Annotated in this window: 18 protein-coding genes; 12 read left to right on the plus strand and 6 right to left on the minus strand. The window is 37.5% G+C overall.

Features of this window, described 5'->3' with window-relative positions; translation table 11 throughout:
* Positions 1-20: 20 nt before the first annotated feature.
* Positions 21-3674 (minus strand): hypothetical protein, encoded by a 3654-nt coding sequence (locus AB1278_RS00470; protein WP_429811743.1) that lies wholly within the window; start codon positions 3672-3674, stop codon positions 21-23.
* Between the two features lie 289 nt (positions 3675-3963).
* Here AB1278_RS00470 and AB1278_RS00475 point away from each other — a divergent pair, with 289 nt between their 5' ends.
* Together AB1278_RS00475 and AB1278_RS00480 are read left to right on the plus strand one after the other, a co-directional pair.
* Positions 3964-4473, plus strand: coding sequence for a hypothetical protein (locus AB1278_RS00475; RefSeq protein ID WP_131436986.1), 510 nt, complete (start codon positions 3964-3966; stop codon positions 4471-4473).
* Positions 4470-4817: a tRNA-binding protein gene (locus AB1278_RS00480; RefSeq protein WP_202842016.1), complete on the plus strand. Its 348-nt coding sequence runs from the start codon at positions 4470-4472 to the stop codon at positions 4815-4817. The genes AB1278_RS00475 and AB1278_RS00480 overlap by 4 nt, the downstream gene beginning before the upstream one ends.
* Positions 4818-4885: 68 nt before the next feature.
* On the opposite strand, the gene AB1278_RS00485 is transcribed toward AB1278_RS00480, so the two are convergent.
* The gene (locus tag AB1278_RS00485; protein ID WP_202842018.1) at positions 4886-5656 is read right to left on the minus strand and encodes a DUF4382 domain-containing protein; all 771 of its coding nucleotides are present in this window, start codon (positions 5654-5656) and stop codon (positions 4886-4888) included.
* 82 nt (positions 5657-5738) lie between these two features.
* Between AB1278_RS00485 and AB1278_RS00490 the strand changes: the two genes are divergently transcribed.
* Both AB1278_RS00490 and AB1278_RS00495 read left to right on the plus strand, forming a co-directional pair.
* Entirely contained in the window at positions 5739-6440 is a 702-nt protein-coding gene (locus AB1278_RS00490) for a 3'-5' exonuclease (protein ID WP_110009046.1), read from the plus strand.
* Positions 6441-6443: 3 nt separating this feature from the next.
* On the plus strand, positions 6444-6770 hold the full coding sequence (locus tag AB1278_RS00495) for an SUF system Fe-S cluster assembly protein (protein ID WP_047376050.1): 327 nt from the start codon (positions 6444-6446) through the stop codon (positions 6768-6770).
* Between the two features lie 54 nt (positions 6771-6824).
* On the opposite strand, the gene AB1278_RS00500 is transcribed toward AB1278_RS00495, so the two are convergent.
* Positions 6825-7661, minus strand: coding sequence for a sulfurtransferase (locus AB1278_RS00500; RefSeq protein WP_411414119.1), 837 nt, complete (start codon positions 7659-7661; stop codon positions 6825-6827).
* A 175-nt stretch (positions 7662-7836) separates the two neighbouring features.
* On the minus strand, positions 7837-8685 hold the full coding sequence (locus AB1278_RS00505; protein WP_227941256.1) for a hydroxymethylglutaryl-CoA lyase: 849 nt from the start codon (positions 8683-8685) through the stop codon (positions 7837-7839).
* A 187-nt stretch (positions 8686-8872) separates the two neighbouring features.
* Here AB1278_RS00505 and pepT point away from each other — a divergent pair, with 187 nt between their 5' ends.
* The 8 genes from pepT to AB1278_RS00545 all read left to right on the plus strand — a co-directional run bounded on the left by pepT (position 8873) and on the right by AB1278_RS00545 (position 17149).
* Positions 8873-10120 (plus strand): peptidase T, encoded by a 1248-nt coding sequence (gene pepT, locus AB1278_RS00510; RefSeq protein WP_429811747.1) that lies wholly within the window; start codon positions 8873-8875, stop codon positions 10118-10120.
* A gap of 6 nt (positions 10121-10126) precedes the next feature.
* Positions 10127-10693, plus strand: coding sequence for a hypothetical protein (locus AB1278_RS00515; RefSeq protein ID WP_202842026.1), 567 nt, complete (start codon positions 10127-10129; stop codon positions 10691-10693).
* A gap of 155 nt (positions 10694-10848) precedes the next feature.
* Positions 10849-12156: a hypothetical protein gene (locus AB1278_RS00520; RefSeq protein ID WP_202842028.1), complete on the plus strand. Its 1308-nt coding sequence runs from the start codon at positions 10849-10851 to the stop codon at positions 12154-12156.
* Between the two features lie 152 nt (positions 12157-12308).
* A complete protein-coding gene (locus tag AB1278_RS00525; RefSeq protein ID WP_041461961.1) occupies positions 12309-12560 on the plus strand; it encodes a hypothetical protein in 252 nt (83 codons plus the stop codon).
* 296 nt (positions 12561-12856) lie between these two features.
* Positions 12857-14446: a DUF3472 domain-containing protein gene (locus AB1278_RS00530; RefSeq protein ID WP_429811750.1), complete on the plus strand. Its 1590-nt coding sequence runs from the start codon at positions 12857-12859 to the stop codon at positions 14444-14446.
* 299 nt (positions 14447-14745) lie between these two features.
* Positions 14746-15285 carry a porin family protein gene (locus AB1278_RS00535; protein ID WP_429811753.1) on the plus strand — a complete coding sequence of 180 codons (540 nt, stop codon included), beginning with the start codon at positions 14746-14748 and terminating at the stop codon, positions 15283-15285.
* 78 nt (positions 15286-15363) lie between these two features.
* Positions 15364-16425 (plus strand): sensor histidine kinase, encoded by a 1062-nt coding sequence (locus tag AB1278_RS00540; RefSeq protein ID WP_110009039.1) that lies wholly within the window; start codon positions 15364-15366, stop codon positions 16423-16425.
* A complete protein-coding gene (locus tag AB1278_RS00545) occupies positions 16415-17149 on the plus strand; it encodes a LytR/AlgR family response regulator transcription factor (protein WP_110009038.1) in 735 nt (244 codons plus the stop codon). Before AB1278_RS00540 ends, AB1278_RS00545 begins: the two co-directional genes overlap by 11 nt.
* Positions 17150-17202: 53 nt before the next feature.
* Here AB1278_RS00545 and AB1278_RS00550 read toward each other — a convergent pair whose 3' ends face one another.
* Positions 17203-18111: a DUF6268 family outer membrane beta-barrel protein gene (locus tag AB1278_RS00550; RefSeq protein ID WP_395972127.1), complete on the minus strand. Its 909-nt coding sequence runs from the start codon at positions 18109-18111 to the stop codon at positions 17203-17205.
* 98 nt (positions 18112-18209) lie between these two features.
* The gene (locus AB1278_RS00555) at positions 18210-19430 is read right to left on the minus strand and encodes a multidrug effflux MFS transporter (RefSeq protein ID WP_429811756.1); all 1221 of its coding nucleotides are present in this window, start codon (positions 19428-19430) and stop codon (positions 18210-18212) included.
* Positions 19431-19551: the final 121 nt, after the last annotated feature.

Raw genomic sequence — 19551 nt, forward strand, 5'->3', positions numbered from 1 at the left:
TTTTAAGGTTAATAATTATGTTATTTCCAGTCTCCCAAAATCACTTTCTGTCCTTCCAGCGATTCTACTCCAAGAAGGTTATTGTTAGGGGCGAAATTGAATCTATCCTCAGTAATTACTTCGGAAGGCACTTCAAAATCATCTGGATTCTCGGTAGTAAATGGTAATGCATGAGCGACTTTCAGTCCGATACTTTCTGCCTGAAGAATATTTAAGGTAGTAGGAAGTCTGGTAATCCATGCTTTTCCATGTTTTTTGCCTTTTGGCTGCTTCAATTCATCTACAATTGATAGATAAAGATCATCACCGATGACAGGAACTTCACCTCCATTCCAGATTTTTCCTGTTGCCAGATAAAATTGTACAGCACCTTCAAAGCCCGGACGCACCGTCACTACCACTCTGGCCATACCACTTTGTAAAAATGCTTTGAAAACAGGATCAGTATTCTCTGCTTTATACATTTCTACCCAGTTCTCTTTATTACCCCAATAGTAAGGATACAAGTGGTAGGATAAATTTTCCCATTCAAATGCCTGTTCCATAAATTTTACAAAAGCAGAGTATTTGTCTAGATTCTTAGAAAGTTTCGTTTCATAATCTGTAAATGAACTTCCTTGTGTTAAACCTGATAAGCCATAGCCATGAATTGAGTTTGAAGCTCTGTCTGCCATATAGGAAATACAGTTTTTTCTGAGAACAGTATTTTCAATCTGTCTGTAAAAATTCGGATTTGAAGCCTTAATTGCAGAAGCTTTATTATTCTCTTCAGATATAGCATTATTATATTCTGCCAAAGCCACTTCATATCCATTGATGATCGCATTAAAAGCTTCCTGTTGCCATTCTCTTTTTGCTTCCTGCGTTAGCTGACATGTTGCAATCAATGAACCTGAAATCCCTTTCATATCCCAAGAAATAAAAGAAACAGTAATTTTATCTTTTATAGAATTTAAAGCCATATCTACTGCAGTTCCGGATTCCTTACCACAAACATATACTGTATGTTTAGGATTCATTCCCTGTCCATCATTCATCGCTCCTGCACCTGCTCTTAAAGAGCCTTTTATATAAATAGCTTCATAATTTTCGGGAATTTTAAAGTCATTATTATGGTACACACCGGTCCATCTTCCTACTCCATATTCATTATCAACTCCAATATTTTTATCAGAAAATGCATTTGAAATATAAATAACAGGATCTAATCTTTTATCTGCAGTAATATTATATTTTCCTACCCAATATTTAAAGATGGTATCATCATCCAATGCCCCAGGGTCTTTCATTGTCATAGTTTGTGACGTTCTAGGATCTTCTGGCTTCACCAATGATTGGGTGTTTTTATTGGAAGATATTCCTAACAAATGGAGCTTTGCGGGTTCGGGTATCATAAATTCGAACATCATACGTTTCCCATAATCATAGATCTGGTTTTTCATCAGCTTATCCACCCATCTGTAAACACCTACGACATGTTTATCTCCTTTCTTGTTATCAAAGCCATGAGAATTGTTTTCTTCAAACTCTTCAATAATTTTCTCAATTCTTTCTTCGTGAACTTTTGAAACAATTCTGTCCATAGCTCTTGATGTAATATCCTGAGCCTGGGTAACTGCTTGTCTGGTACTTTCATCTCTCGAACTGTGGCTGGCGTTTCCCAATCCTAAACTCGTATTGATATTTGCATTTCCTGTTTTGTAGCTCGCATTTACCCCAAACTGAGTATTGCTGTCTGATGCTTCCTGCATCATTTTTGCAATTTCATTCTGCATTTCAAAACGGGTAGCTGTAGTAGTATCAGTAAGCTGCTCTCTTTCAGTATCGGAAGATGTTGTCGTAGTATTTTCACTTCTTCTTAACCTTCTGGTAGATTTCTCACGATATTCTCTAGCCATAATATTCTCAATATGGGCAACTTCTCCTTCAACATAGGCATGAGTTGTCTGCTCCACTTTCAAATAATCTGCAATACCGATTTGTTTGAATCCGAATCCTGATGGAATAAAATTATTTTCATCTTCAGTATCTACAGGTTCTTCTTCATCAACTTCAAGTAAAAAACGATCTGATAAACAAGTTCTTGCCTGTAGTTTACTGACATAAATATTAGCTGTTTTTCCATTAGTAAACATGATTTTTACACTTAAAGAGGCATCCTGTATGGTATTAAAATCTAATCCCGGCATACAAAGATCATTTAGAAAAATGATGTTTCCTGATCTTGATTTCACAAAATAATTACTGTTGAAAGCCGCAGAGCCATTATTAGGGGCTAAAGTATAAGAGAGTGCATTTACCTCCCATGATGAATCCGGAACTGTAAGTGCCGCATCAAATGTAAATTCTGTATAAACATACTTCGGACAGATCTGATAACTGAAAGGAACAGCAATGGTTCTTGCAACTGGAATCAAAACACCTCCTATACTGGTATATGCTTCATTATCTACATTGGTATTTTCAACAATGGTACTGGCGGCTTTTTCAACGGCTTGTTTTAATAGAGAATCAATCTCCAAAAAAGTACTTCTTCCTTCCAAAAGTATTGCAAGATCCGAGGAACTAAGTGCTGCAGACTTCTCTTGATTTGGTTCAGACTGAAAATTATGTCCTAAGATATCAAGCAACGCATCTAAGTTTTCAGGTTTTAATGCTCTTAATAAAGAATCCGGTTCTATTTCGGCTCTGAACTGAAAATTGAACTTTGGTAATACAGGTTCAGGAATACCCGGAATTTGTTGGCAGGGATCTAAAGGATCATATTTTACCTCAGGATTTCTTACCTGACAATAGTTTTGTTTATGGGCAGCCAGTTCTCTTTTATATCCTTCAAGAATTGAAGTAATTTCGCTTTGATGAATTTCTTCTTTTGCTGCATAATCTTTTTGATACTCTGCTTTATATAATCTTTCAATCGTAGAAAGGTTTTTCTTTAAAGCTTCATATCTTTCAAGTTTAATCTTTGCAGCAGAAATAAGTTGCTGACTTTTCATTTCTTCTGTTGGAGAAGTCTCTTTAGGTCCTTCAGAAGCCATTCTTGAAACAGTTTGTAATGTAGAAATACTCTCGTCTTCCATCATCAGTTCTTTGGGCAAAATAACTCTTGCAGCAAGTGCTGCTTTCATTTCTTCTTCATTGGATACAGAAAGAATATGATGAGCCAATAGCTGCTGCATAACAACTTCCTTAACATAAAAATCTTTCTGAGTTACTACCTGATAAATTAAATTATTCCATAAACCAATTAATGGCGGTGCTATTGAAGCTGCCTGTGGATCTGTTAATACTGCTCTTTTAGCAATAACCTCCTCATAGGTACATGTATTTTTATTTTTAGCCAACCAGGTTCCGAATGTATAATAAGCCTTATAAGTCCTTTTAAAACCTTCTAAACTATTCTGGCTGCTTGATTCTATTGAAATACGTTCTGGATTATTTACATAATTGGCTGCACAGGTCTGCAGCAGCTTTTGCTTAGCTTCGGTTCCATTAACAACCGGAACATAAAAAGCATTATTATTTTTAAGATCCTGAGGAATAACAATGAATCTCTTATCTTGCTTGGTATCATCGGAAAGTTCCGGGCTTCTGAGACTTACAAATCTGAAAAGTGTTTGTGATGGTGTATTTTCTACAGGTGCGCCTGTAGTATTATTTTCCATATCGTTCATTTTGTGTAATTTTGTGTAGGTTAAAATAGGTTAAGATTTTGAAGATCCTTTTTAGTAGAATGTCTTCAGGTTTTAGCCTTATTTTTTTAGGTGGTTTCCGGCAAAAGATGTCCACCTGGAATTTTTAAGTCAAGTTTCATATTGTGTTTTTTTCTTGAAGCAAAGATCACCCCCAGAAGCGACAGAACTCGTCGTATAAAAAAAAATTTATTTTTCTACTCTAAACCTTTGGAACAAAAACTATTGGTATTCTCAATATTTTAATACATTTGTTTAAAACATACTTCAGATGAATTTCGAGCAGATCAACTTACACCTTGAGGCTTACAAAGAACACAACCAGATTCTGGATGCAGCAAAATATCTGATCCATTCTTTTAATCTGGAACATGAAAACTTTGCGGGATTCGGGTTCAGGGAAGAGCTTTCTCCCACCTCGATGCTTCTGACAGCAGAAGGAGATCTGGGAGGCCCCCAGACCGTAATGATCCCACGAAATTTATTTGATTTTGACCTGAACCTTGTTCTGAATATGGTTGCCCACGAAATGCTTCATGTAAGACAAAAAGCACCCGGACAAGTTATTGAAGACAAAAATGAAAGGGAATTTCAGGCGTATTATGAAATGCTTTTTCACAAGGTTTTCCCACAGATTCCTGAAGTTTCGGATTTTCATAAAAAATTCTTTGGAGGAAAAGCATTGGAATACTACAAAAGAATGGGTGAAGGCTCAGTATTGCAGCAAAAGTATGCAGAACAGAAAACAGAAGTAGAACATCTAATTAACGAATTACCATGACAGTAAAACCAGACATCACCTGGGCAGATTTTGAAAAAATAGACATCAGATGCGGAACCATTCTTTCAGTGAATGATTTTGAAAAAGCAAGAAACCCATCGTACCAGCTGGAGATAGATTTTGGAGACTTAGGAATCAGAAAATCATCTGCACAAATTACCTCTCTTTATACCAAAGATGAATTGATAGGAAAACAGATTTTAGCCGTAGTGAATTTTCCTAAAAAGCAGATTGCTAATTTCTTCAGCGAATGTCTGGTGTTAGGGCTTTATGGTGAAGACAAAAAAGATGTCACTCTTTTAACGCCATCATTACCCACAAAAAACGGAATGCAGGTAGGATAACCCGCCAATAAAACATAAAAAAACCTTAGGAAGTCTTTCACTAAGGTTTTTTTATTTGATACTATTATTTATTGATGGAGGGTTTTTACCCCAAGATTGGTAACCTGACCAAAGCTTACTGATACATTGGGTGTATTTTCATCCATATATCCAGTGCTGTTTCCGGCATCGTAAGAAACGGTATAACTTCCTTGCGGAAGCCCTGAAAACATGAAAAATCCGTCAGGGTTAGGGATTGCCGTAGAAATCGTATCTGAAGCCATAATGGCGTGAACAACTGCCTGCGCCGCCTGAGGCTGCACATATCCTTTAATCTGTCCGTTGGTAAGTTCAGAGAACGCCCGTATCACCGGTTTTAAAATATATGATCCATTCCCTGTCGTTACAATAGATCTTCCGGCATCAAAATCAATCCACACGGTATATGCTCCGTTTGCTGATAATGTCTGATTCCAGTTGAATTTCAGTCCGCTCTGTTGAGCCGATGGGGTTTGCAGCGGATAAGTTACTCCGTTTACAACCACACTATTATTAGGACCCAGTACCATTCTCATCTGCGAAACATTTCCCTCAGGGAGCGTAGCCTGTCCTAAAACTACATCAGTTCCATTTTTAAAATTAAGAAGATTATAAACTCCCGGATTTGGAAAGTTTAATGCTGTCCATTCTCCATTGCTGTTAATTTCAATTTTTTGAATATCAATATTAACGGCATTATATGCAGCAGGGCCGTCTGTAAGCCTTACATTCACTGTAGCAGAACCTTTTTCATCGGAATCATTACATGATGCCAAGGATAATAAGCAGATACTGCTTCCTATAATGAATAAATTCTTCATAAGCTTAAAATTTATGTATAATAAAAAACGTTTTGGATAATTGATTTATTATGTCATATATTTCGGTTATAAAAAACAAAAAATGATCCAAAATATTCCTTTAGAAAGAATTTTATTTCTTGATATTGAAACGGTTCCACAATCCGCCTCCTGGAACGAGTTATCAGAAACAGAGCAATATCTGTGGGATAAAAAAACAAAATTTCAGAGAAAAGAAGATGTTACGGCTGAACAATTTTATGACAGAGCCGGTATTATGGCCGAGTTTGGAAAAATCATCTGTATTACCATTGGAATGGTTGAAAAGAATGAAACATTAAAAATAAAGAGTTTTTCCGGGCATGATGAAAAGAAAATGCTTCAGGAATTTGGAGAAATCTTCAACAGCCCACGGCTTTATAATGTGATTCTCTGTGCCCACAACGGAAAAGAATTTGATTTTCCCTGGATTGCCAGACGCTATCTCATCAATGGGATGCAGCCACCGGCACCGTTTCAGATGTTTGGGAAAAAGCCCTGGGAAATTCCGCATATAGATACTATGGAACTCTGGAAGTTCGGGGATTATAAAAGTTTTGTCTCCCTGGAATTACTGGCGCATGTTTTTGGTATTCCTACTCCGAAAGATGATATTGACGGCTCAATGGTTTCATCAATTTACTACATAGAAAAAGACTTGCAGAGAATTGTTGACTATTGTGAAAAAGATGTCTTAACTTTGGCAAATATTTTCCGGCGCATGCGTCAGGAAGATTTGTTGAAAAGGAATATCAATCTAGATTAAAAAATGAAATTTACAGACGATCAAATTGCTGACATTGGTGAGGAAATCATTGGTGTATTAAAAACCGTATATGACCCTGAAATTCCGGTAGATATCTACGAATTAGGGCTGATTTACGATGTCCAGATCTCCGATGATGCTGACGTAAAAATTATAATGACACTTACTACTCCCAACTGTCCTGTAGCAGAAACACTTCCTCAGGAAGTAAAAGATAAAGTAGCTGAAGTAGAGCATGTAAAAAGTGTAGATTTAGAGCTTACTTTCGAACCGAGCTGGAATAAGGATATGATGAGCGAAGAGGCGAAGTTTGAGCTGGGAATGCTTTAGAAATTACCTTTAACAATATAAAACCCCGAAGAAGTATTTTCGGGGTTTTTATTTTTAAATATCTTTTGCTATTTCCTTTCCTTCTCTCCTGCTCCATTCACTCCATGAACCTACATACAGATCCGGAACCGGAAATCCTGCATAATCCAGGGCTAAAATTGTATGGCAGGCTGTAACTCCAGACCCACAATGAATAATAAGGTGTTCAGGTTTATCTTTTAAGAATTGGCTGTATTTTTCTTTTAAGATTTCCGGGCTCAGAAAATTTCCGCTTTCATCAAGGTTTTCAGAAAAAGGAATATTGATCGCCCCCGGAATATGCCCCGCGACCAGATCAATCGGCTCAGATTCTCCTTTATACCGGTAGGCATCTCTTACATCAATAACTGTAGAAGAATCGTTTTCCAATTCATTTTCAACTACTTCCAGACTTGAAACCGGAAAACTCCAATGATCTTTTTTAATTAAAGAAGCTTTCTCAAAGATCTCTTCTCCTGAAGCAAATTCCAAACCTGCTTTTTCCGCTGCCTGCATTCCGCCATCAAGGACCTGAACATTTTTAAAGCCAAAAGATCTCAGCATCCACCAGGCACGTGCTGCTGCATTGGAAGCATTTTTGTCATCATAGACAACAAGATGAGAATTTGAAGCAATTCCAAGGTTTGAAAGGGTTTCAGCAAACTTGTCTACCGAAGGAAGCGGATGTCTTCCACCAAAAGCTGCATTCTCTCCTATTTCAGCCAGATCTTTATCCAGATCAATAAACCTTGCTCCTTTAATGTGCTTGTCAAGGTAGTTTTGTTTTACCTCTTTTCCGGTTCTTGCATCAAGAATAATAAGATTTTCACCAGGGATATTTTTGAGTTCGAATGATGAGATGATTGGAGACATGTTTGTTGATTTTGAGTTAATTTAATTACGTTTTGGTTAAAGCCATGTATATTTCAATATAGTAAAGCGGGCTAAAGCCCGCTCCTATTGATAGTTTTCTCGCAGATTCTGCTGATTAAGCAGATCTACTTTTCTATCTGTGGGATCTGCAGAATTTGCGAGAAATTCATTCTTCTTAAAAATGAAAAATATCCTTCGCCTTGTTGTAAGAGCTCTCAAAGTTCAGAAGGTTCAGCTTATGTTCAGCTTTTTCCACACTCATAAAATTGATCACCTGTTCTGTAGGCATATTTCCTACAAGATCATCCTTAGCCATAGGACATCCTCCGATTCCTTTGATCGCACTGTCAAATCTTCGGCAGCCTTGATCGTAAGCCGCTTTTAATTTCGAATAGGAATCTTCATAGCGGTTATGAAAATGACCTCCGAAGTTGATATCCGGATATTTTGAAGGTATTTTTTCAAACAAAAGGGCAATGGTTTCAGGAGTAGCCACTCCGGTAGTATCTGATAATAAGATATCTTTTACTCCGATATCTGAGAATTTTTGTGCCCACTGGTCAACATCTTCCCATTTCCACATTTCACCGTACGGATTTCCAAAAGCCATAGAGAAATAGATATTAAGCTGTTTCCCTTCACTTTTTACCAGTTCAAGCATTTTAATGATTTCATTAAAAGCTTCCTCCTGGCTTTTATTGGTATTTCTGTGCTGGAACGTTTCAGAAATAGAAAACGGAAAGCCCAGAATATCTACAGACTCATGTTTCAATGCTTTTTCGGCACCTCTGTAATTACCTATAATGGCAGAAACTTTAGTCTTTGAGCGTGATTTGTCAATATTTTTTGCCACCTCATCAGAGTCAGCCATCTGCGGAATTGCTTTTGGGGAAACAAAACTCAGACAATCCAATACATCAAAACCAACATCCATTAAGGAGTTGATATAATCTATTTTTTTATCGGTAGGGATAAATTCTCCCCATCCCTGCATAGCATCTCTAGGACATTCGGTAAGAAACATTTTTACTTTTTGATTTTCTCAAATATAATAAAACTAAACTACTTGGTATACTGTACATACAAAGCTAACACTATTTTGATTTTCAAAGATTTATATCTGATTCATAATTTCAATAACTGATATTAAATCGCAAATAATGTATTCTCAGCACCAAATTTGCTAACTTTGTTAAAATTTATGATATCTGATGAGTACAATAGAATTCAACCCTTTGTGGAAAGAAAAATTACTGAACCGTTTTCTTAGCTATGTAAAAATATATTCTACCAGTGATGCAGAAAGTGAAACAACACCTTCTACTGAACGTCAGTGGGATATTGCCAACTATATTACAGAAGAACTTAAGACCATCGGCCTGGAAGATGTTTCTATAGACAGCAACGGCTATATCATGGGATATGTTCCTTCTAATCTGGAAAATGATGACAGACCTACCATAGGGTTTATTTCCCATTATGATACTTCACCGGACTTCAGCGGAGAAAATGTAAGGCCCCAGGTATGGGAAAACTATGATGGAAATGATCTTCTTTTGAACCAGGCAACAGGATTCACACTATCTCCTTCAAGATTTGAAAGCTTGAAAAAATATGTTGGTCAGACATTAATTACTACTGACGGAAATACGCTTCTTGGTGCTGATGATAAAGCCGGCTGTGCAGAGATTGTAACAGCAGCTGAATATCTTATCGCGCATCCGGAAATCAAACATGGAAGAATTGCTGTAGGATTTACTCCGGATGAGGAGATTGGAAGAGGAGCGCATAAATTCGATGTTGCCAAATTTGGCGCAGAATGGGCTTATACAATGGATGGAGGAGAAGTCGGAGAACTTGAATATGAGAACTTTAACGCTGCCGGAGCTGTGGTGAAAATCCACGGATTAAGTGTTCACCCAGGTTATGCTTACGGAAAAATGATCAATGCAGCTCTTTTAGCTGCTGAATTTGCTCAAATGCTTCCTGCGAACGAAACACCTGCAACGACAAAAGGTTTTGACGGATTCTACCATTTGATGGATATTACAGCTGATATTTCTGAAGCTAAACTTCAATATATCATCCGTGATCATGATGCAGATAAATTTGAAGCCAGAAAGAAATTCATGGAAGAAAAAGTAGCTGAGTTCAACCAAAAACATGGGGAAGGAACTGCAGAAGTAGAGATTAAAGAGCAGTACAGAAACATGAAGCAGCAGTTTGAAGGTAAAATGCATATTGTAGACCTTGCTGCAAAAGCAATGACTGAAGCAGGTATTGAGCCTAAAATCAAGGCAATCAGAGGAGGTACAGACGGCGCACAGCTTTCCTATATGGGACTTCCCTGCCCGAATATCTTCGCGGGAGGAATCAACTTCCACGGACCATATGAGTATGTAGCTTTGGAAAGCATGGAAAAAGCAACTGAAGTCATTATTAACATTGTAAAAGCATAACAAATCATGAAAAAGGTCTTAGCATCAGCATTCATTTTCACTTTTATTTTCAGCAGTGCCCAGATTTCTGAATTTCAGAGGGCAGACTCACGCTATGAAAGAAAGAAAACGGCTCTGTATAATAAATATCCTAAGCCTAATGATTTAAGAACCAAGAAAGAATGGCTTTTGACAGAGGATAAAATAACAGCCTACAAGACTGCTTTGGATAAAGCTTCTCTTGAGGATCAGAAAATGATCTCGGCAGACCCTCCTGTAAAAACAAAAGTAAGTAAGGACGCAGAATATGATAAAGGTAAGGCCGCTTTTCAAAAGCTTTTATATGAAGCTGTAGATCTTGACTTTTTGAACTTTTCTTCGGAAACCTACAAAGCAACAATAAGTTTTGTTGTAGATTCCAAAGGGAACGCCCTCAATCCCAATGTAAAAGGAAATAATGAAGATGTAAACGCATTCATCGAAGCCGCTTTTTACCGGATTAAAGATAAAGGCAAGTGGAAACCGGCAGAAGACAAAGGGAAACCCGTCTCTTCAAATGTTTCTGTTCCCTTAACAATGTCCTTTAAAAAATAATATACAGAACCCGCTATGATGATAGCGGGTTTTTATTTTTCATATAATAAAAACATAATTAAAGATCATTATGTTGTTGATATTAATTTAACACAATTCTTTTGTAAGTTTTAAATAATTCACCTAATTTTGATTAAAACTTAAAATCACTTTATATGAAAATGAAATCCAACCCTTTCAAAATCAACAGAAATTTTTGTTTTTCTTTCCTTGTATCTATTTTCTGTTTGTTTATTTTAACGTCTTGTTCTCAGGATGATCCTGCCGATCTGCCTGCTGAAAAACCTGCAGAGTCTGTTCAAATGAAGACTTTGGGAAATCTTACCTTACAGAAGAATGTTATTATTCTGAATGATGAATCAGTGAATGCAATTTCTGCTCATAATAACGGAGAAATTACGTTTAGCCGTACAACTCCTCAAACAGATAGCATTTCCGTAGGAACTGTTATTGTTGGGACTAAGATAGAAGGTGATCAGGTGAATACCATTCTTTCAAAAGTAAATTCTGTTTCAAAACTGAATAACCAATTCACCGTACAGACTTCCAGTGCAAAGCTTGAAGAATTTATCTACAGCGGAACTCTGAGCGGCGTGTATGATCCATCTGGCAAAGCTCCTGTCAATATTGATGGAAAAATGGTTAATTACGTTCCAGTAGAAGGAATGGTTTCAGAACAAATCAATCAGAGAATACTTTCTATTGAAGCTAAAAACCTTCAAAATCAGAAATTAATTACATTCAACCGTTATAATTTTAATAAAACCTTTTCGTTTCCTTTGACTTCAGCAGGAACATCCAGTGTTAACGTACAAGGAGGTTTTACCCCAAAAATTGATTATAATATCACCTTCTCATGGGGACATTTGTCCAACTTCTATGTTAACCTCATCATGGATGATATTAAACTTAAAAGCTCTGTCAGTATCACAGGAAGCCTGGGCTACACAGCAAGTACAACAGACTACCTGAATATTCCTATTGTTCCTATCGTTTTAGGACCTACAGGATTGATCTTAAGCCCTACTCTTTCTGCAGGTCCTTTCCTGGGAGTACAGGCTACAGGAAAAGTCCAGGCCCAGCTTTTGGATCTTGAAGGAAATGCCAACTTTTTAGTAAGCAAAAATCCAGAGATTAACATTAATCTTCAAAAGAAATCAGAACCTGTTATCACCGTTGCGGAGGGGAATTTATCTGCCGAAGGAGGTTTAGAAGCAAAAGGAGCTGTAGGATTAATGTTCCTTACCATTCCTATTGCTAATTCAGGTGTAAAAGGAAGAGCTTCTGCCCTTTCATCTTTAGGATTAACACTTGTTCCTCAAAGAAAAGGCGTGATTTCTGTAAAAGGAAAAATTCAGGCTGATATGTTCTATGGTTTTGGAATTGCTCCTTTACGATATGAAGGAACTATTCCTCTTTTCAAAAAAGAACGTATGCTGTATCAGAAGGAATTCAGTTTTTAAGATATCTTTACTAATCAACATAAGAAAGCCACTTTTACAGTGGCTTTTCTTTATTAAAGTTCCACATAAAATTCATTTACAACGCATTAAGTCAATTTTATTATATTTACAATTAGGTACAATTGTAAACAATAACATTAAAACCAATTATCATGAAAACAATGAAAAAACTTTTGAGAAAAGATTTATCTGCCATTCTGGGCAGCGGAGGAAATGAGTGCCATATGGGTGGAGATTCCTATAACTGCCAGAGTGACTGTGAGTGTGCATGGGGAAAAGCCTGTGAAATGTATGAAGACGGAACACCGGGGCAATGCATCGCTGTTGGCGGTGGTGGAAATCCTGGTGGTGGAGGCACTGGCGGATGCATTCCTCCTTCTATTTGTGAAGAACAGCCTTATTAAATAAAAAAACCGGAAGTAGTATTACTTCCGGTTTTATATTATTATCATTTATATTCAAAATGATACCTCTTCTATGGAATTTTGTCATTTATCTATGCAAAAATCTCAAAAAACACTCTTTATGGTCAAAAAAATGCGCTAGTACTTCTTTTATTTTTAAATCTAACAGTCTTAAAATCAAAATATTTTTAACAAAAAAAATCCTGTATAAGTGAATTTATATCAAATTTGAAATTACTTCAATTTTCTTTCGATTATAATCTTTTACATTATTATTTTTATTAAAAATCACAAAAATGAAAGTATTAAAATCTATTTTCTCATTAATTACATTCTTTTTCGCGGCCAATCTTGTATCGGCTTCAGGATCAGGCATTACCTGTAACGGAGAAACTTACAAAATTCCTCTTGCAGGAAATGCCTTTATAACCCGCCCGGTAAGTAATGGGACGGAGAAGATTACCGATTATGGACTGACAAACTGGACAAGTTCCCAAGCGGTAGTAAGCACCTATTTTAAAGTAAGCAGCAGCGGAACGTTAAACATTAAAGTAATCGCAAAAGTATTTTTTGATAAAAGCAGCACAATTAAGGTTACTGTCAATGGAGTTTCACACAAAATCTTTATGAAGGGAACCTCTTTTAATACTTATTCTGCAGGAAGCTTTTATGTACCCGCAGGATATGTAAAAGTAGATCTGCAGGGTGTCAGCAAAAACGGACTCTATTTCGGGCGCATATCTGATCTGCTGATTGACGGACCTGCAGCATCAGGAAATACTGTTTTCTCTAACAATCCGGATTACTATTATTGGGCAAGAAGAGGCCCTTCATGCCACTTGGGCTATGTTATTCCTACTTCTGAGAACGTTTCTTACTACTACAATGAAGTAACGGTGCCTGTTGGCCAGGATAAGGTGGGATCTTATTTTATGGTGAACGGTTTTGGAGAAGGATATTTTGGAATGCAGGTAAATACTGCCCAGGAAAGACGTATCTTATTTTCAGTATGGAGTCCCTTTGCAACAGACAACCCTGATTCAATTCCTGATGATAAAAAGATAAAATTAAACTGTAAAGGGGAGAATGTTACCATTGGAGAATTCGGTAATGAAGGCTCAGGAGGGCAAAGCTACCTGAAATTTCCATGGAAAGCCGGCCTTACCTATAAATTTCTGCTGAAAGCAAATCCGGATGGAGCAGCCAGTACAGATTATACAGCCTGGTTTTTTGAACCGACAGCCGGAAGCTGGAAACTGATTGCAAGCTGGAAAAGACCTTATACCAATACTTACTTAAAAGGATTTTACAGTTTTGTAGAAAATTTTGAGTCTGAAAATGGTTATCTGGGCAGAAGGGCTGAATTCGGCAACCAGTGGATAAGAACCGCACAGGGACAATGGATGCCGGTTTCAAAAGCGAATTTTACTGTGGATGCTACTTACACCGCCAATCAGAGAGTGGATGCTTCAGGAGGAACTGTGAATAATAAATTTTTCTTAAGAAACGGAGGATTTACCAATGAGTATACTCCGGTAAATACATTGCTGAGTGTTACTGCACCTGCACAGGCTCCGAATATTAATCTATCAGCTTTGCCGTACTGCAATAATACCGGCACCATACAACAGCGTTCTGCAGCGGCTCCTGAAAACACAGATCCTATCAGATTGTTCCCGAATCCTGCTCATAGCTTCATTCAGGTAAACGGACTGGAAGGTAAGCAGGCTTCGTACAGCATCATGAATGTGCAGGGTAAAATAATTAATACCGGACATACAAACGGAGAGGAAATATCAATCTCAACATTGCTGGATGGTATCTATATGCTCAATATATATGATGGTGCTACCATCAGAAAAAGTTTAAAGTTTATTAAAAATTAAATGGAAAGCGGGCTTAGTCTTTCCAATCAGAAACAAACACAGATATCACATATTTAACCACGTAAACACCTTGTAAGAAAGGCTGCGTTATTAAATAATAAAAACCGGGAGTATGACAACTTCCGGTTTTATTTTTCACCTAAAAACAGATCTTTGTCAAAGCATCTCTGCCATTCATCAAATAAAATTTAATTCCATCCTTCATAGTTGTTGTTTTGCATCAGATTTTTAACAATAATAAAATTATGAAGCAGCAATTTTTCGCTTTAAGTGCATTGATATTATGTATTTTTTGCAGTATGGAAACTAAAGCACAGCAGACTCCGGCTTTTCACATTGGGGTAAAGGGAGGGGCAAACTTTACAAAAACCTCCACGGAATCTTCTTTAGAAGGGAAATACGGATTCGGTTATCAGGCAGGTGTAATGACAAGAGTGGATATCGGAAAACTGTATGTGCAGGGAGAAGCTCTGTTCAACAAAAGAAAAACATCATACCAGTCCCAAGACGGAAGCTCTTCAAAACTTTCATGGAACGCTATTGATATTCCAGTGGTAGTAGGATATAAACTGATTAAAGCAGATGACTTTAATGTGAGAGTATTTGCCGGAGGCGTTTACAGCTATGCTTTCAACAATAAAGTGTCTGCGTCTCAGGCCCTTCATGAAGGATTTAAAAAGTTTGACAAATCCAATATTGGCATTACGGGAGGTGTAGGATTAGATTATAAGAACTTCACGGTAGATTTGAGATATGAAACCGGCCTTACAAGCATCAGTAAAGAATTTAAGTCCAAACCCCACAGTTTCTCCCTTGGGATAGGTTATTTCCTGTTCTAAAAAACTTAAATTATCTTTACCATTAGAAACTGTTTTCCCTGCAGTTTCTAATTTTTTTATCAACCTATTTCCAATTCCATGACAAAATCTTTTATTGTAAAAGAATACATATTTACTTTTATTTTCTGGCTTGTATTAGCGATTGTATTGTGGTTTAATTTCCAGAGTACAACAGAAAGTTACCTTGCGATGACCCAGGCTGCGATCATTGCGGCATTCTCGTTTACATTTACTCACTTTTTAACCAATAAGCTTCTTCCTAAAGCACTTCGGGAAAAGAAAATGAAACTGTTCCTGATACAGCTGGTCATGGTAATTTTCATGCTTAGTCTGGTTTTCTCTGTTATATTCACCTATCTTGAAGTGGAACCCAAAGATGAGCTTCCGGACAACTTCAGAGATCATTTACCCTTTTTGTGGAAAGGCTTTTATATGTCCCTGCCTGCCTCTTTTCTGATCAACGGAGCAGCGTGTGGTGTAAAATTTTATAATGAACATGGAAGAATAGAGCGTGATCATATTCTCCTTCAGCAGGCTCATCTGGAAAACCAGCTCAAGCTTCTGCAGGATCAGATCAACCCGCATGTGGTATTTAATATCCTGAATCATATTCATATCCTGATGAAAACGGATACCCAGCTTGCCGATTTTTTACTGATGAAATTTTCGGATATTCTACGGTACCAGCTGTATCATTGCAATCAGCCACTGGTTCCTTTGGATAAAGAGATTGAGTATCTCCAAAACCTTGTTGAGGTAGAAAAACTGAGGTGGGGAAACGAGCTGGACGTAAAAGCCCAATGGCAGATCAATAACAGAAAAGCTTCTATTGCTCCACTACTTTTGGTACCTTTCATAGAAAATGCATTTAAATACGTTTGCAGGCTTCCGGGACATAAAGGTTATGTGAAAATCTCCTGTAAAGAAAAGAATAACAGTCTGTATTTTTATGTCGAAAACTCCTATTCGGATATGGCAACCTATAAAAAGAAGGACGGAACGGGCGGAATCGGTCTTCAAAATGTAAAAAAACGTTTAAAATTACAATATCCGGACTCTTATGATCTGAAAATCGAATCCGATAATCACATCTTTAGAATAACATTAATACTAACATTATCTGACAGTTATGAGCTCTAATATTCCTAAAATGAAATGTCTTATTATTGATGATGAACCTCTGGCGAGATTCCATCTTAAAGAACTGGCCGGTCAGATTGATTTTTTATCGGTTGAAGGAACATGCGCAACAGCATTGGAAGCCGACGCAAAGGTAAAGGAGAGTGAAATAGACCTTCTTTTCCTTGATATCAATATGCCTTATCTTACGGGCCTTGAATTTCTGGAACAGCTTGAAAATCCTCCTTTATGTATTCTCACTACCGCTTATTCCGAATATGCGCTGGAAGGATTTCGGCTGCAGGTGGTTGATTATCTGTTAAAACCCATTGCCTTCAACCGGTTTTACCAGGCGGTAAATAAGGCTCAGCAGCAATTTATCATCAGTGAAAAGCTGAAAAAAAACACTTCATTGGATGATCCTTTTCTGTATGTAAGACAGTCTGATACTTTCATTAAAGTTTCCTGGGTTGATATTCTGTACATTGAGAGTATGCAGAATTATACCAGGCTTCATTTTAAAGATAAATCATTGATTATCCATCAGACGATGAAAGCGATTGAAGAATCACTTCCTTCGGATCATTTTTTCAGGATTCATAAATCATACCTCATCAATATTACCCATATTGATATGATTTCCGGAGGACGTCTTTTTATTAATAAAATTGAGCTTCCCATCTCCCGGACCCGCAAAGAAGAATTGCTTAACCAAGTGGTTTATAAGAAATTAATCAGTAAGTAACTGAAAGAAGCCGGAAACCGGAAATTATTACATTCCCCGTTTCCGGCTGTTTTTTATGGCAGATTCCAGCGTAATGATACTGCAGCGTAAAATGTACTTGAAAATCTTGGATCAGCTATTTTTTTGTCTCTGAAAATGCTGCTGATTTTCCGGTCATTTTCACTAAAGCTTCTCAATATCGCTGTTCCTCCCGTGAGACGTACGGTGAGCCTGTCATTGATTTTTAATTCCGGTCTGAGCCCTGCGGTGATCTGCTGATACCCTAACAACATCGATTTTCCGTTTATATTTCTCTCTGCCGTCATTCCGTTCAGTTCCACAACAGCTTTTAAAGCAAATTTATCCGAGAAAAGATATCCGGCTTCCATTCCTTCCGGGAAGTTGATCTTGAATTTAATCTTTCCGTTGGTCTTCCAGTCGAAATAAATCCATGGTAAAATCATAGGGACCCCAAAAGCAGTAGTTAGCACCGGCCCGGCTCCTAACGAAAGGTTTGGATTAAAATGCCTGATAAACAAAATTCCGCCCTGCCCCAGTACATCATCGAAATCTATTTTCTCAAGGTCTGTATATACTCCTACGGATGCCGTCATCATCAAACTCCATTTCTTACCCAGCGGTCTCATATGCTGTATTCCGACCTGTGCGTTCAGCATCTGATCCGGAAATAATGCTGTTTCGTAATTTTTGTGAGTCATCTTTGCGTATGATCCGCTCAGCAGCATAGACCATGCCCTTACTTTTCCATCATTATCTTTTTTTACAGACAAAGGAATGCTTAGATTCAGATCTACTCTTTTAAAATCGCTTTTGGAATTGGTCTTTGTACTGTCTTCCGGACGGATGTAATTGGATGCAGGAATGTATTCTGTTTTAAGCTCTGCAGAGAGCCCGGACTGTGCATTTATCCAGTATCCTAATGGTAATATACAGCATAAAGCTGTCGAAAGGGTTCTTTTCATATTTTAAATTTTATGCAAAGAGAACCCTTTGGCTATTTTTTACAAAAATTACTTGATTAAGTGCCCGGATTGTATGACAACAGGATCAAATACGAGGATTAATTTCCAGGTTGGGCAACCAATGCTGCAGTCACTTTTTGAGTCTTAAAGATACGATACCCGAACCATACAGCAATCAACGCCATAGCAGAACGCGTTACCACCATTGGAATAATAGAATCCGTTTCCAAAAAGCCAAGTAAAGCTGACATTAAAAATGTAACCATCAGCTGCATAAAACCAAGTAATGCAGCAGCTGTTCCTCTTCCCTCTTTGAATGGCGATAAGGCATGAGCTGATGTGATGGGAAATAATATACCAATGGCCAGCAATGACAGATACAGCATTGCAATTTCCAATGCTACAGAAAGATTTTCAGCCGCAATCAATATGTGAAGTGTACATACCACCAGCAACACAATGGTAGCAGCGAATAAAAGGGTGGAATTGCTTATTCTTTTGATCAGTTTAGGCGTAATATAAGCTGCCGTTATCAATGCTAAAGAATTAAAAGCAAAAATAAAGCTGAATGTGCTGCTCGAAAACCCATGGATCTCCATGAATAAAAACGGGGCATTGGAGATGTAAATAATCAAAGAGGCAAACGCGATACTTCCCACGATGGTACTGTTGATAAAATCCCTGTTGGAGATAATCATTTTCAGCTGATCCTTTAATCCTTTTTCATCCGGTATTTCATCATCGGAAAGCTTGATTCTGGTATTGGTTTCCGGTACATACTTATAGACCATGAAAAATGTGATCAGTCCCATGATGCATAAAAAAGCAAATGAACTGTTCCAGCCCCAGAATTTAAGGAATACACTTCCCAACAGCGGTGCCACAATCGGTGCTATTCCACTGATCTGCGACTGCTGCGAAAAGATGGTGACTGCTTTATGCTTATCATAGAGATCAATAATAATAGCCCTTCCGATCACAATCCCGGCACTTCCACCAAATGCCTGCAGAAAACGCATGGCCCACAAAACATAAATATCTGAGGTAAAATAGATGGCTGTAGCTCCGATAATAAAAAGCAAAAGCCCGCAATACAGCATTGGTTTACGCCCTTTTTTATCAGATAAAGGCCCCCACAAGAGCTGTCCGAATGCAAATCCGGCAAAGAACACCGAAATAGAGATCTGAATATGCCCGATATCCGTTTTAAAGATTTCGGCCATACTTGGGAAAGCGGGAAGATAAAGATCTATACTTAACGACTCCAGCGTGTTGAGCAGTGCTAGAATAAACACTACAATACTTAAATTCTTCTTCATAAATAACAATAAGCCTTCGCAGGCGATTTTTTCAGCTGCAAAATTGCTTTAAAAAGCATCGTTTTTCAATAAAAGAACTGAAGGAAGTATAGGACAAACTGAAGATTTAAATAGAACAACA

Source organism: Chryseobacterium sp. NRRL B-14798 (genome assembly GCF_050470705.1).
In the GTDB taxonomy this organism is placed as follows: Bacteria; Bacteroidota; Bacteroidia; order Flavobacteriales; family Weeksellaceae; genus Chryseobacterium; species Chryseobacterium cupriresistens.